A 13,593-nucleotide genomic window follows, 5' to 3' on the forward strand; every position below is an offset into this window, starting at 1 on the left:
TGGCCGGGATGCCGGGGGCGATGTCAGTGGTCGGGTGCACCATGTGTCCATGAGCGTGAGCATCGACGTGTGCGGGCTGGGGCGGGAGCGGATCACCGTCGTGCCGTCCCCGCTGGCCGAGCTCGGCATGGCGCTGCACGCGCTGACCGAACCGGGGCACCACCCCCGGCTGCAGGGCTGGGCGACGGGCGTGACCGCCGGGCTCGACCCGCATCTGGCCGACCGGATGTGCGATGCCGACTTCCTGTGGCGCTCGACGTTCTCGGACCTGTTCCTGCCGTACGCGGGCCTGGGCGCGGGCACGCTCCCCGGCGGCACGCTCAGCGCGGAACTCGACCAGCTGGACCGGTTGACGGACGACCAGTTCGTGGACGCCTGCCTGGAGTTCACCTGCGCTTTGCCGTACGACGAGCAGGGCGTCGGGGCGCTCACCGACCCCGGGGCGCGTCGGCGGGCCCTGGATCTGGCCGTCTCACGGGGCCCTCGTCAGCTCCGGTTCACCAGGCGCCTGCTGGACGACCCGCCCCGGATCCGCGCCTGGCTGCGGCAGCTGCTGGTGGACTGCGAGGAGGCCTTCTTCGCCGAGACCTGGTCCCGGCTGCAGCCGCAGCTCATGGCGGACGCCCGCCACAAGACGGACCTCCTGCACCGCAAGGGCCTGCCGGAGGCGCTGGCGTCGGTGTCGTCGGCGGTCACGCTCGACGAGGCGGCGGGCCGGATCACCGTCGACAAACTGGGCAACGGCCACACGACGGCGACCGGCAGCCTCCTGCTCGTCCCGACGAGCCTGGGCTGGCCGCATCTGATGGTCCTGCACCGGTTCGGCTGGCAGCCGGTCCTGCACTACCCGGCGGGCTCCCCCGAACTGGCGGCCCCGCCCTCGGTCGAGCAGCTCGGCCTGCGCCTGACCGCGCTGTCCCACCCGGTGCGGATGCGGCTGTGCCGGCAGCTGGCCCGCAGCTCGTTCACGACGACCGAGCTGGCGCGGACGCACAACATGACGGCACCCGAGATATCCCGGCATCTCGCCGTCCTGAGAAAGGCCGGCCTGACCACCACCCGCCGCCGCGGCCGGTACGTCCTGCATCAACTGGACGTGACGATGGTGGCCCGGCTGGGCAGCGACTTCCTGGAGGGCATCCTCAGGTAGCCCCGCCCGCCCGCACGAGCCCCGTCTCGTAGGCGAGGACGACCACCTGGACCCGGTCCCGCAGCCCCAGCTTGGTCAGGATGCGGCCCACATGAGTCTTCACGGTCGCCTCCGACAGCACCAGCCGGGCCGCGATCTCGCCGTTCGACAGGCCCTGGGCGACCAGGATCATGACCTCGCGCTCACGGCCGGTGAGCCGTTCCAGCTCCTTGTACTGAGGCTCTTTGCCGGTGCTCGGCAGCATGGGCGCGAAGCGGTCGAGGAGCCGTCGGGTCGTCGAGGGGGCCACGACCGCGTCGCCGCTGTGCACGGAGCGGATGGCGGTGAGGAGTTCGCCGGGCGGCACGTCCTTGAGCATGAAGCCGGAGGCGCCCGCCTTCAGCCCGGAGAAGGCGTACTCGTCGAGGTCGAAGGTGGTCAGGATCAGCACCTTGGGCGGGTTGTCGCCCTGGCAGATGCGCCGGGTGGTCTCCACCCCGTCGAGCTTCGGCATGCGTACGTCCATCAGCACCACGTCGACCTCGGTCTCCCGCAGCACCTGGAGAGCCTCCACGCCGTCGCCCGCCTCGGCCACGACCTCCATGTCCGGCTGGGCGTCGAGCACCATCCGGAACCCGGTGCGCAGCAGCACCTGGTCGTCGACGAGCATCACACGGATGTGCATGGCGGGGTCCTCCGGTCGGTACGTCTCGAACATCAATGCGTCGATCGAACGTGCACGTGTCAGTGAGCGGGTTTGAGCGGCAACAGGGCGCTGATGCGAAAGCCGCCGCCCGGGCGCGGACCCGCGTCCAGGGTGCCGCCCACCATGCCGACCCGCTCGCGCATACCGATCAGCCCGTGTCCCTGTCCGTCGACGCCGCCCTCCTCGTAGTGCTCGTGCGGGGCGCCCTTGCCGTCGTCCTCGACGAGCAGGCCGAGACCGTCGTCGAAGTAGACCAGACGCACGCTCGCTCCGGTGTTCGGACCGCCGTGCTTACGGGTGTTGGTGAGCGCCTCCTGCACGATGCGGTACGCCGTCAGCTCCACGCCGCTGGGCAGCGGGCGCGGGGTGCCCTCGACCTTGTAGTCGACGGGCAGGCCCGAGGTACGGCACTGCTCGATCAGCTCGTCGAGCTGCTCGACGTCGGGCTGCGGAACGTACTCGCAGCCCTCCTGGTGCTCGCCGGTGCGCAGGACGCCGAGCAGCCGGCGCATCTCGGCGAGGGCCTGGCGGCCGGTCCCGGAGATGGTCTCCAGGGCCTTCTTCGCCTGTTCGGGGGCGGTGTCGAGGACGTAGGCGGCGCCGTCGGCCTGGACCACCATCACGGAGACGTTGTGCGCGACGACGTCGTGCAGTTCACGGGCGATCCGGGCTCGCTCGGCGGCGACCGCGACCTTGGCCTGCGCCTCGCGCTCCTTCTCCAGGCGGGCGGCCCGCTCCTCCAGCTGGGCGAAGTAGGCGCGACGGGTGCGCAACGAGTCGCCGAGCACCCAGGCGAGGGCGAACGGAACCGCCAGGAAGACCATCAGGGCGAGATTGCCCGCAGTGCTCGTCTGCTTCTCCGGCCAGCGCAGCTGGGCCAGCGGGGACGCGCACAGACCGCCGATCAGCGCGAACCGTGAGGCCCAGCGGGGTCCGCTCACCGCCACGGTGTAGACGATCACCAGCAGGGCGAAGTCGGCGGGCACGATCTGGACGTCCAGGGCCAGCTGCGCCGCCCCGACCGCGGCGGCCAGCACGAGCATCCGCTCGGGCATACGCCGGCGCAGGGCGATCACCAGGCACAGCAGGAGCGTCAGAACGCCGGTCATCGCCGGGGACCCGGCACCCGGAGTCTCGTTCTGGACGGCTCCGCTCAGCATGGAGATCCCGAACAGGAAGACGGCCCAGAAGCCGTCGACCCATGTCGGGTGTCTGCGGAGGAAGTCATAGACGCGTTGCACGTAACCCAGCGTAGGGAAGCGTTGTGCGTGCCGGGGTCAACCGGAGGGTCGATCCGCAATGGCCCCGTGTACTCCGCAAGGTGGAGACTCTCTCCCCTGGGTGGCGGGGGTCAGGGCCCTAGCCTGACCTCGTGGCAGGAGATACGGCGGGCGCGGCGGCGGACGGCACAGCGGGCGAGTGGCGTGGCTGGCGGGCGGCGACACAGGAGGCGCTCTACGGCGAACAGGGGTTCTACCGCAGGCCGGAAGGGCCCGCCGGGCACTTCCGTACGTCCGTCCACGCCTCGGCGCTCTTCGCCGGTGCCGTGGCGCGGCTGCTGTGCCGGGTCGACGAGGCGCTGGGCCGCCCCGCGTCGCTCGGCTTCGTCGACATGGGCGCGGGCCGGGGCGAGCTCGTGACCGGTGTCCTCGCGGCCCTGCCCCCGGAAGTGGCCGCCCGCGCGCGCGGGTACGCCGTCGAGCTGGCCGACCGGCCCGCGGACCTCGATCACCGGATCGAGTGGCTGACCGAGCCCCCCGCCGGCCTCACCGGCCTGCTGTTCGCCAACGAGTGGCTGGACAACGTCCCCGTGGAGGTGGCGGAGGTCGACCCCGCGGGCGTGGCGCGCCGGGTTCTCGTACGACGGGACGGGGCCGAGCGGCTCGGGGAGCCGGTCGCCGGAGCCGGCGCCGACGCGGAGTGGCTGGCACGGTGGTGGCCGTTGCCGTCGGAGCCGGGGCTGCGGGCCGAGATCGGGCTCCCCAGGGACACCGCCTGGGCCGCCGCCCGGGCCACCGTCGAGCGGGGACTCGCCGTCGCCGTCGACTACGCGCACACGGCCGGCGCCCGGCCGCCCTTCGGGACGCTCACCGGTTTCCGAGCCGGACGCGAGAGCGCGCCCGCGCCGGACGGCTCGTGCGACCTGACCGCCCATGTGGCGCTGGACGCCTGCGCTGGGCCGGGAGCACTCCTGCTGACCCAGCGGGAGGCCCTGCACGCCCTCGGGGTGGCCGGCGGGCGCCCCGCGCTGTCCCTGGCCTCCACGGACCCCGCCGCGTACGTACGGGCCCTGGCGGGCGCCGGGGAGGCCGCCGAGCTGACGGCGACGGGCGGCCTCGGGGACTTCGGGTGGCTGGTGGAGCCGAGGGGAATCCCCGACCCGCTCCTCTGAACCCGTGTGTCACCTATTTGTCGATGTCCCCGACCACGAAGAACAGCGACCCCAGGATCGCCACCATGTCCGAGACCAGCGTCCCGGGCAGCAGTACGGCCAGCGCCTGGATGTTGTTGTAGGAGGCCGAGCGCAGCTTCAGCCGGTGAGGGGTCTTCTCGCCCTTGCTGACGAGGTAGTAGCCGTTGATGCCGAGGGGGTTCTCGGTCCACGCGTACGTGTGCCCCTCGGGCGCCTTCAGGACCTTCGGCAGCCGCTGGTTGATCGGGCCGGGCGGCAGTTCGGCGAGGCGGTCGAGGCAGGCGTCGGCCAGGTCGAGCGCGTTGTACGTCTGCTCGAGGAGGCACTCGAAGCGGGCGAGGCAGTCGCCCTCCTGCCGGGTGACGACCTTCAGGGTGTCCTGGAGCTCTCCGTACGCCAGATACGGCTCGTCCCGGCGCAGGTCGAAGTCGACGCCCGAGGCGCGCGCGATCGGCCCGCTCACGCCGTACGCGTGCACGGCCTCCGGCGAGAGCACGCCCACGCCGCGCGTGCGGCCCCGGAAGATGTCGTTGCCGAGCACCAGGTCGTCGAACCGGTCCATGCGCGATCGCACGGAGGAGACGGCCGCACGCGCGCGTGTGGCCCATCCCGCGGGCAGGTCCTCCTTGAGGCCCCCTACGCGGTTGAACATGTAGTGCATACGCCCGCCGGAGACCTCCTCCATGACGTGCTGGAGTTCCTCGCGTTCCGTGAAGGCGTAGAAGATCGGGGTGATCCCGCCCAGCTCCAGCGGATACGAGCCCAGGAACATCAGGTGGTTCAGCACCCGGTTCAGCTCCGCGAGCAGCGTGCGCGTCCACACCGCGCGCGTGGGGACCTCCATACCGAGCATCCGCTCCACGGCGAGGACCACGCCCAGCTCGTTGGAGAACGCCGACAGCCAGTCGTGCCGATTGGCCAGCATGATGATCTGACGGTAGTCACGCGCCTCGAAGAGCTTCTCCGCGCCGCGGTGCATATAGCCGATCACCGGCTCCGCGTGCTGGATCCGCTCGCCGTCGAGCACCAGACGCAGCCGCAGCACGCCGTGCGTGGACGGGTGCTGGGGCCCGATGTTGAGCACCATGTCGGTGCTCTCCGCGGCGCCGCCGATACCGACGATGGTCTCCGTGGGCTCCGTGGACTCCGTCGTGGGACTCATGCACACAGTCTGTCGTACGTACGCTTGCGGAATGGAGACGGGGAGCCCGGAGACCACGGGCGAAACGCGAGGCGAACCGCACGACGCGCCGCACGACGAACCAGTGTGGAGGGCGCTGCCGAGGGACCTGCTGCGGATGCGCCGACTGCTGCTGGTGGTCTGGCTGGTGCCGCTGACGCTCGGTGCCGGGCTGCTGCCCGGCCTGCTCGCCGGGCCCGCCTGGGCGGCCTTCGCGCTGCTGCCGCTCGGCCTGCTGCTGTGGGGCTGGCGGATGCTGGGCCGCAACTGGGCCTCCTGGCGGTACGCCGAGCGCGCCGACGACCTGCTGATCAGCAAGGGCGTGCTGTGGCGCCAGGAGACGATCGTGCCGTACGGGCGAATGCAGCTGGTCGAGGTGACGTCGGGGCCCGTCGCACGGCACTTCGGGCTGGCCGGCGTGCAGTTGCACACGGCCGCCGCCGCGAGCGACGCGCTCATCCCCGGCCTCGAACCGGCCGAGGCGGAACGGCTGCGGGACCGGCTCACCGAGCTCGGCCAGGCCCGATCGGCGGGGCTGTGACGACCCCCGACGCCGAGACGGACGTACCGACCGAGGCCGGCAAACCGCCGGTCGTCGAGCAGCGGCTGCATCCCGTCACCCCGCTCCGGCGCGCGTGGGCGCCGGTCGCCGTGCTCATCGGGTGGGCCGTGCACGACCCCGACCAGGCGCAGCGGCAGCTGACCCGTCTGACGACCACGACCCTGCTGCTCGGCCTCGCCGTGTGCCTGGCCGGCGGCGCCCTGTACGGCTTTCTGACCTGGTGGTTCACCCACTTCGCGGTGACCGACAACGAACTGCGCATCCGTACCGGCCTGTTGTTCCGGCGTACCGCGCACATCCGGCTCGAACGCATCCAGGCCGTCGACATCACCCAGCCGCTGCTGGCCCGGATAGCGGGCGTCGCCAAGCTCAAACTGGACGTGGTGGGGACGGACAAGAAGGACGAGCTGGCGTATCTGGGTGAGGGGCACGCGCGTGCCCTGCGCGCCGAACTCCTCGCCCGCGCGGCCGGGTTCGCGCCCGAGACCGCGCACGAGGTGGGCGAGGCGCCGGCCCGGCAGCTGCTGCACGTCCCCGCGCGCGTGCTCGCCGTTTCCCTGGTGCTGACCGGCGCGACCTGGGGCTCCCTGGCGGCCGCACTGGTCGTACCGCCGTTCCTCTGGTTCACCACCCACAGCCTGTGGACAGTGCTCGCGACCGGTGTCCCGCTGCTCGGCGCGGCGGGCGCGAGCAGCGTGGGACGGTTCATCAACGAGTACGACTGGACGGTCGGCGAGTCCCCGGACGGACTGCGCATCGACCACGGCCTCCTGGACCGCACCCACGAGACGGTGCCGCCGGGGCGCGTGCAGACCGTACGGATCGTGGAGCCGCTGCTGTGGCGGCGGCGCGGCTGGGTCCGGGTGGAACTGGACGTGGCGGGCTCGTCGAACTCGGTGCTGGTGCCGGTGGCTCCGCGCGAGATCGCGGAGACGCTGATAGGCCAGGTGCTGCCCGGGGTGACGGTGCCCGCCGCGCTGTCGCGTCCGCCGCGCCGGGCGGGCTGGTGCCTGCCGTTCTGGTGGCGTGGCTACGGAATCGCCGTCACCGACAGCGTCTTCGTCTCCCGGCACGGCCTGTTGCGCCGCAACCTGTCCCTGGTGCCGCACGCCAAGGTCCAGAGCGTACGGCTGGAGCAGGGGCCCTGGGCGCGCTTCCACGGCCTCGCGGACGTCCATGTGGACACGGGAGCCAACAAGACCGTCACAGCCGGTCTACGGGACGCCCAGGAGGCCGCGGAGCTGCTGCGCGGGCAGGCGGAGCGGTCCCGGACGGGACGTCGGGACGCACTGCCGGACCGGTGGATGGCGTAACAGGCGCGGAGGTGGCGGCCGGTGGTGACCGGCCGTCAGGAAACCGCGCTGCGCAGTCCCTGGAGGTCGATCTGCTCGGTCTCGTCGTGTGCCGTCAAGTCGATCACCTGACCGATACCGACCCCGCGCGACGCCTCGTCCGCGGGCTTGAACCGGCCCTCGGACTCCGCCTTGTGCAGGGCGAGCGCCTCCTGCCCGACAACGTCGGCGAGGTCCTCGTTCTGCACGGCCTCCAGCGCGGCCGAAGCCGTCTCCTTCTGCGTACCGAAGAAGTCGAACCCGCCCTCGGCGGTCGGCCTGCGCACGGGCGCGCTGGCCGGTACGACGGCCACGGCGGTCGGCACGGTGTAGTGCCCGGCAGCGCGCAGGGGCTTGGCGGGCTTCGTCTCGGCGGGAGAAGCGGCGGCGCGCGAATGGCCGCGGGCCGCCTCGGGCTTCCCCTTCGCCTCGTCCTCCCGTACGGCCTCCGCCTCGGCGACAGTGGGACCGTCGGAGACCGCGGCGGGCCCCGAAGCCTCGCCGGACGTCTTCGAGGACGTCTCCACGGGCGTCTTCGCGGCGGCCAGAGCCGGTTCGGCCTTCGCCGGCGCCTCACCGTCGAACCTGGCCAGCGCCGCCCGTGCCCGCAGGAACAGCGACGAACCCTCCGGAGAGAAGATCGCCGAAGCCGCCGGAACCTCCCCGGGCGCCGAGGACTCGGCGTCGTCGGCGTCGTCCGGGGACTGCGCGCCGACCGCGCCCAGCGCCGCCGACACCCCGGCCGCCGCCGCGTCCAGCGCGGCGGCGTCGGAGTCCGCCGTGTCGTCGCCGTCCAGCACGTCCGCCGAACCCTTGGCCGCAGCCGCCTTCACCTCGACGTCCGTATTCGCGTCGATGTCAGCGTCGGTGTCGATGTCGGTCTCAATGCCGGCGTCGCCGTCCGCGTCCTGGTCCGACACCGCGGCCTCCAGCTCCAGCAGCCGCCTGCCCTCCAGCGCACTGGCCCGCTCGGTCTCCGCCGTGGCGTACCGCCGCAGCAGCGCCGCGTGCTCGTTGCGCAGGCCCTGGAGTTCGGCCCGCTTCGCGCGCAGCTTCTGCTCCAGCTTGACGCGTAGCTCGCGGGACTCCTCCAGGTCGGTCTCCAGTTCGGCGACGCGCTCCTCGTGGCGCCAGTCGTCGCCGGCACGCGCGCGCGTGAGGTCGGCGACCTGCTTGCCCGCCTCGCCGTCCCAGCGGCGCATGACGGCCGCGCCCACGACCGTGATCGCCGCGGCGAACGCGGCAACCACTCGCAGGACGCCGGTATCCGTGAACACCCATGGCCCCAGGGCGCAGACGAGCGAGACGCCCGCGATCGCCGCAGGAGGCAGCAGCCGGTGCAGAGGTGGTGAATGGCGGTGACGTCCACGTGGCATGGCCAGAAACTTACCGCGCGTAGGCGAATCTTGGTGCCCCGCCCGGTAAAAACACAGCAGTCCGGAACCCTTCACAGCCCTTGGCGCGCCTCGGATCGACGCCCTCGCGGCCCGCGCCGGACGTCAGCGCTCCGTCAGCCGCTGACTCAGCCACTCCAGCGAACCGGGAATCTCCCGCCGCCAGGTGTTGAAGTTGTGGCCGCCGCTCTCCAGGACCATCGTCGAGATCCTCGTCGGGGACTTCGTTTTGACCAGGTCCACGAACCGCATCGTCGGGCCGTAGTTGGCCTCTCCGTGCCTGCTGGTGGTGACCAGCAGGGAGACGTCCGGCGCCGGCATGTGCTTGATGTACCACTCCAGGTCCGCGTGGTGCTTCAACTGCTTGTCACCTTGGAAGAGGTCTCCCGTGGTGGCGTCGATCGGTGCCTTGTAGGACGGCGACAGACCCACCGCCGCCGTGTACACGCGCGGGTGGTGCATCGCGAGCTTCAGCGCGCAGTAGCCGCCCGTCGAGTCGCCGATGATGCCCCAGGCACCCGGCCTCGGCCCCACCCGGTAGTGGGCGGCGACGGCCGCGGGCAGGTCCCGGGCGAAGAACGTCTCCGTCTGCGGCCCGCCCGGCACGTCCACGCACTCGGTGTCCCGGGGCGGCGCCACGGTCGGCCGCAGCATCACCAGGATCATCGGCTGCGCCCTGCCCTTGCGCGCCAACTCATGGGCGGTGTCCGGGAAGTCGAGCTTCGTGACGAGGGACTTGGCGGTCCCCGGATAGCCGGTGAGCACGACGACCACCGGGAAGGTGCGCTTCGCGTACTGCGGCTGGAAGTACTCCGGCGGCAGATAGACGTACGCCGGAGAGGTGATGCCCGTCTTCTTGCCGACGACGCCGATCTTCTGGATCTGCCCGCCGACCCTGGGCAGGTGCCCGCCCGGCACGCTCACCGACTGGGTGGACATCACCTGGAAGCCGCCGTGCGGCCCTGTGCTCTGTTCGACGACCACGCCCTGGTCGGTCTCCTTGCCCAGGAGGTCGTCCCAGGAGGCGTAAAAACCGAAACTCTGGTTGACGGCGAGACCGACCGAGGCGAACACCGCCACCTGGGTGGCCAACAGCAGCAGCGTCCGGCCGCCGACCGCCCGCCAGTCGCGGCGCGCCAGCCGGGCCCAGAACACTATCGTGCCGGTGAACAGCAGGGTGGCCGCCAGGATCGCCAGCGCCAGCACCGCCTTGCTCGTGAGACCCATGACCGCAGTTGCCCGCTCTCTCGGCCGGCGGCGCCCCGCGTTTCCTTCACTACGGCTTGCCCCGGGCTTTGGATGTCCTTTGACACGGCTTTCCGTGGAAGAGTGAACCTCTTCCCCTGAGACACCGTCCTAGAGGGCGCAATGTCGCCGGATGCCGGATTGGCTCCGGATTCCAGGTCTCTCGCAGAACTACGGGATGCGATGTCTGTCAGGATAGATGGGGAAATGTCGGGCGAGGTTCCGGGACGATCACATCGAGTGCGGCGCGTACTGCGCGGTCCGCGTCCCGAGGCCGTCCCCGCCGTCGTCGCCCGGGCCTGCGCGCTCGTGGGCCTGGTCGACATCGCCGCGGGAGTCTTCCCGCGCTTCAGGCACAGCCGGATGCACACCTTCGCCGAAGTACTGCCCGGCGCGCTCGGCCCGTTCGCCGCCGCGCTCTCGCTCAGCACCGGCGTCCTCCTGCTGCTGCTCGCACACGGCCTCAGGCGCCGCAAACGCCGGGCATGGCGCGCCGCCGTGGCCCTGCTGCCGGCCGGCGCCGTGGCCCAGTTCACCTACCGGCACTCGCTCGTCGGGCTCGTCATCTCCGTGTTCCTGCTGGTGACGCTGCTGCGCCACCGCACCGAGTTCGAGGCGCTGCCCGACCCTCGCAGCCGCTGGCGCGCACTCACCAACTTCGTGCTGATGAGCGCCGGTTCGCTCGCGCTCGGGCTGGTCATAGTGAGCGCGCACGGCGACCGTATGTACGGCGACCCGAGCCTCGCGGACCGCATCACCCACGTCCTGTACGGCCTGTTCGGCTTCGAGGGCCCCGTCGACTACGACGGGCCCACCTCCTGGACGGTCGGCTTCTCGCTCGGCGCCCTCGGCCTGCTCACCGCCCTCACCACCATCTACTTCGCCTTCCGGCCCGAACACCCGGCCGCACATCTGACCCCGGAGGACGAGGACCGGCTGCGCGTCCTCCTTGACAAGCACGGCCGCCGCGACTCCCTCGGCCACTTCGCGCTGCGCCGCGACAAGGCGGTCGTCTTCTCCCCCAGCGGCAAGGCGGCGGTGACCTACCGCGTCGTCTCCGGCGTGATGCTGGCCAGCGGCGACCCGATCGGCGACGTGGAGGCCTGGCCGGGCGCCATCGAACGCTTCATGGACGAGGCCAAGGCCCACTCCTGGACCCCCGCCGTCATGGGCTGCTCCGAGACCGGCGGCGAGGTCTGGACCCGCGAGACCGGCCTCGACGCCCTCGAACTGGGCGACGAGGCGGTGGTGGACGTCGCGGATTTCTCCCTCTCCGGGCGCGCGATGCGCAACGTGCGCCAGATGGTCAAGCGCATCGAACGCGCGGGCTACGAAACCCGGGTACGGCGGATCCGTGACCTCGGGGAGAACGAGCTGGAGCGCATCCGGCTCGCCGCGGAGGCCTGGCGCGGCACCGACACCGAGCGCGGCTTCTCCATGGCACTGGGCCGTATCGGCGACCCGGACGACGGCGACTGTCTGATCGCCACCGCCCACAAGGCCGACGACCAGCCCGGCCCGTACGGCGACCTGAAGGCGATCCTGCACTTCGTGCCCTGGGGCCCCGACGGCGTCTCCCTGGACCTGATGCGGCGCGACCGCGCGGCCGACCCCGGCATGAACGAACTGCTCATCGTGGCCGCCCTGGAGGCCGCCCCCCGCCTGGGCGTCGCCCGCGTCTCGCTCAACTTCGCCATGTTCCGCTCGGCACTGGCCCGTGGCGAGAAGATCGGCGCCGGACCGGTCCTGCGTGCGTGGCGCGGCCTGCTGGTGTTCCTGTCCCGCTGGTTCCAGATCGAGTCCCTGTACAAGTTCAACGCCAAGTTCCGCCCCCGCTGGGAACCGCGCTTCGTGGTCTACCGCACCTCGAGCGACCTCCCCCGCATTGGCCTCGCCGCCATGCAGGCAGAGGGCTTCGTCACCCTGGCCCTCCCCCGCATCCTCAGCCGCCGCACCAAGACCCCCCGCCCATGCGCCCACGCAACAGCGGAGAGGAGCACGGTACGCGCGGTGTGAGCGGACGCACACAGGTACCCGAGCCGAGGGTGTTGTTCGACCGAGCCGATCGACGGACCGAGACGGGTGGGCGGGCGGGAAACGAACCGCCCCAACCACAACGCACCCGCACCGCAGAACCCGCCAAACCGCCGGGGGCCTACGCTGAACGCATGAACAACCACAGCGGACGCGGCCGGGTCACCGGCCTCCCGGCCTGGGACCGCTGCGCGGTCATGGGCGTCGTGAACGTGACCCCGGACTCCTTCTCCGACGGGGGCCGCTGGTTCGACACGACCAACGCCGTCAAGCACGGCCTCGACCTGGTCACCGAGGGTGCCGACCTGGTGGACGTCGGCGGCGAGTCCACTCGCCCCGGCGCCACCCGCGTCGACGAGGCCGAGGAACTCAAGCGCGTCGTCCCCGTGGTCCGCGGCCTCGCCGCCGAGGGCGTCAGCGTCTCCGTCGACACCATGCGCGCCTCGGTCGCCGAACAGGCGCTCGCAGCCGGCGCCGTCCTCGTGAACGACGTCAGCGGCGGCCTCGCGGACCCCGCGATGATCCCGCTCGTCGCGGCCACGGGCGCCCCCTTCGTCGTCATGCACTGGCGTGGCTTCCTGGAGGGCGGCAACGTCAAGGGCGTGTACGCGGACGTCGTCTCCGAGGTCGTCGACGAGCTGCACGCGCGCGTGGACGCCGTACTGGCGGGCGGTGTCGCCCCCGACCGGATCGTGGTGGACCCGGGCCTCGGCTACTCCAAGGACGCCGATCACGACCTGGCCCTCCTGGCCCACCTCGACCGGCTGCACGGTCTGGGCCACCCCCTCCTGGTCGCCGCGTCCCGGAAGCGGTTCCTGGGCCGCGTCCTGGCCGGCCCCGAGGGCGCCCCGCCGCCCGCGCGGGAGCGCGACGCCGCCACCGCCGCCGTCTCCGCGCTCGCCGCCCACCAGGGCGCCTGGGCGGTCCGCGTCCACGAGGTCCGCGCCACCGCCGACGCCGTACGGGTCGCCCGCGCGGTCGAGGAGGCCCGCGCCGCGGAAGCGGCCCGTAGCGCCGAGGGCACCCGGTGAGCGCGCCCCACGTCGACGTCGAACAGGTCGAACTCGCCAACCGAGCCTTCTACGAGGCGCTGGAACAGGGTGACTTCGACGAGTTGTCGGCGATCTGGCTGACCCCCACCGACCTGGGCGTCGACGAGGAGTACCACGACCCGGCGGACACCGGGGTGATCTCCTGCGTGCACCCGGGCTGGCCGGTACTGACCGGACGCGGCGAGGTGCTCCGCTCGTACGCGCTGATCATGGCCAACACCGAGTACATCCAGTTCTTCCTGACCGACGTGCATGTCTCCGTCACCGGTGACACCGCGCTGGTGACCTGCACCGAGAACATCCTCAGCGGCGGCCCGTCCCCCGAGGACAGCGACGAGCTGGGGCCGCTGGTCGGCCAGCTGGTCGTCGCCACCAACGTGTTCCGCCGTACCCCCGTCGGCTGGAAACTCTGGTCGCACCACGCCTCCCCGGTCCTCGCCGAGAACGACGAGGACGACGACACCACCGAGGACGACACCCTCTCCTGACGTCCGCCCGGCCCGAACTCCGCCGATCGTGGCCGAACGCAGGCAAACGTGGTTGGAAT

At 71.8% G+C, this 13,593-nt stretch carries 12 protein-coding genes; 7 read left to right on the top strand and 5 right to left on the bottom strand.

Annotated features, from left to right (window positions below; genetic code table 11):
• The first annotated feature begins 49 nt into the window (after nt 1-49).
• Nucleotides 50-1,150 (top strand): DUF5937 family protein, encoded by a 1,101-nt coding sequence (locus OG241_RS24260; RefSeq protein WP_405817818.1) that lies wholly within the window; start codon nt 50-52, stop codon nt 1,148-1,150.
• On the opposite strand, the gene OG241_RS24265 is transcribed toward OG241_RS24260, so the two are convergent.
• Both OG241_RS24265 and OG241_RS24270 read right to left on the bottom strand, forming a co-directional pair.
• Complete coding sequence (locus OG241_RS24265; RefSeq protein ID WP_006383278.1) at nt 1,143-1,814, bottom strand: response regulator; 672 nt, start codon at nt 1,812-1,814, stop codon at nt 1,143-1,145. The genes OG241_RS24260 and OG241_RS24265 overlap by 8 nt on opposite strands.
• 59 nt (nt 1,815-1,873) lie before the next feature.
• Nucleotides 1,874-3,076: a sensor histidine kinase gene (locus OG241_RS24270; RefSeq protein ID WP_405817820.1), complete on the bottom strand. Its 1,203-nt coding sequence runs from the start codon at nt 3,074-3,076 to the stop codon at nt 1,874-1,876.
• Nucleotides 3,077-3,207: 131 nt separating this feature from the next.
• On the opposite strand from OG241_RS24270, the gene OG241_RS24275 reads away from it, so the two are divergent.
• Nucleotides 3,208-4,227 carry an SAM-dependent methyltransferase gene (locus tag OG241_RS24275; RefSeq protein ID WP_405817822.1) on the top strand — a complete coding sequence of 340 codons (1,020 nt, stop codon included), beginning with the start codon at nt 3,208-3,210 and terminating at the stop codon, nt 4,225-4,227.
• Between the two features lie 13 nt (nt 4,228-4,240).
• Here the strand turns inward: OG241_RS24275 and OG241_RS24280 are convergent, their stop codons facing one another.
• A complete protein-coding gene (locus OG241_RS24280) occupies nt 4,241-5,410 on the bottom strand; it encodes an NADH-quinone oxidoreductase subunit D (protein ID WP_405817824.1) in 1,170 nt (389 codons plus the stop codon).
• Nucleotides 5,411-5,441: 31 nt separating this feature from the next.
• Between OG241_RS24280 and OG241_RS24285 the strand changes: the two genes are divergently transcribed.
• Nucleotides 5,442-5,969: a PH domain-containing protein gene (locus tag OG241_RS24285; RefSeq protein ID WP_405817826.1), complete on the top strand. Its 528-nt coding sequence runs from the start codon at nt 5,442-5,444 to the stop codon at nt 5,967-5,969.
• The gene (locus OG241_RS24290) at nt 5,966-7,303 is read left to right on the top strand and encodes a PH domain-containing protein (protein WP_405817828.1); all 1,338 of its coding nucleotides are present in this window, start codon (nt 5,966-5,968) and stop codon (nt 7,301-7,303) included. Before OG241_RS24285 ends, OG241_RS24290 begins: the two co-directional genes overlap by 4 nt.
• 35 nt (nt 7,304-7,338) lie before the next feature.
• Here the strand turns inward: OG241_RS24290 and OG241_RS24295 are convergent, their stop codons facing one another.
• Nucleotides 7,339-8,697, bottom strand: a complete 1,359-nt coding sequence (locus OG241_RS24295; protein ID WP_405817830.1) for a hypothetical protein — start codon at nt 8,695-8,697, stop codon at nt 7,339-7,341.
• Nucleotides 8,698-8,820: 123 nt separating this feature from the next.
• On the bottom strand, nt 8,821-9,942 hold the full coding sequence (locus OG241_RS24300) for an alpha/beta hydrolase (protein WP_405817832.1): 1,122 nt from the start codon (nt 9,940-9,942) through the stop codon (nt 8,821-8,823).
• Between the two features lie 225 nt (nt 9,943-10,167).
• Here OG241_RS24300 and OG241_RS24305 point away from each other — a divergent pair, with 225 nt between their 5' ends.
• From OG241_RS24305 to OG241_RS24315, 3 genes are all read left to right on the top strand, one after another.
• Nucleotides 10,168-11,976, top strand: a complete 1,809-nt coding sequence (locus OG241_RS24305) for a phosphatidylglycerol lysyltransferase domain-containing protein (protein WP_405817834.1) — start codon at nt 10,168-10,170, stop codon at nt 11,974-11,976.
• A gap of 152 nt (nt 11,977-12,128) precedes the next feature.
• The gene (gene folP, locus OG241_RS24310) at nt 12,129-13,025 is read left to right on the top strand and encodes a dihydropteroate synthase (protein WP_405817836.1); all 897 of its coding nucleotides are present in this window, start codon (nt 12,129-12,131) and stop codon (nt 13,023-13,025) included.
• Nucleotides 13,022-13,534: a nuclear transport factor 2 family protein gene (locus tag OG241_RS24315; protein ID WP_405817838.1), complete on the top strand. Its 513-nt coding sequence runs from the start codon at nt 13,022-13,024 to the stop codon at nt 13,532-13,534. Before folP ends, OG241_RS24315 begins: the two co-directional genes overlap by 4 nt.
• Nucleotides 13,535-13,593 lie beyond the last annotated feature (59 nt).

The organism is Streptomyces sp. NBC_01390 (genome assembly GCF_045040105.1).
Lineage (GTDB): Bacteria > Actinomycetota > Actinomycetes > Streptomycetales > Streptomycetaceae > Streptomyces.

Coding starts and splice junctions, on each gene's coding strand:
- OG241_RS24280 (WP_405817824.1), bottom strand. CDS start 5,410: ATGAGTCCCACGACGGAGTCCACGGAGCCCACGGAGACCATCGTCGGT.
- OG241_RS24305 (WP_405817834.1), top strand. CDS start 10,168: ATGTCGGGCGAGGTTCCGGGACGATCACATCGAGTGCGGCGCGTACTG.
- OG241_RS24285 (WP_405817826.1), top strand. CDS start 5,442: ATGGAGACGGGGAGCCCGGAGACCACGGGCGAAACGCGAGGCGAACCG.
- OG241_RS24265 (WP_006383278.1), bottom strand. CDS start 1,814: ATGCACATCCGTGTGATGCTCGTCGACGACCAGGTGCTGCTGCGCACC.
- OG241_RS24300 (WP_405817832.1), bottom strand. CDS start 9,942: ATGGGTCTCACGAGCAAGGCGGTGCTGGCGCTGGCGATCCTGGCGGCC.
- OG241_RS24295 (WP_405817830.1), bottom strand. CDS start 8,697: ATGCCACGTGGACGTCACCGCCATTCACCACCTCTGCACCGGCTGCTG.
- OG241_RS24260 (WP_405817818.1), top strand. CDS start 50: ATGAGCGTGAGCATCGACGTGTGCGGGCTGGGGCGGGAGCGGATCACC.
- folP (WP_405817836.1), top strand. CDS start 12,129: ATGAACAACCACAGCGGACGCGGCCGGGTCACCGGCCTCCCGGCCTGG.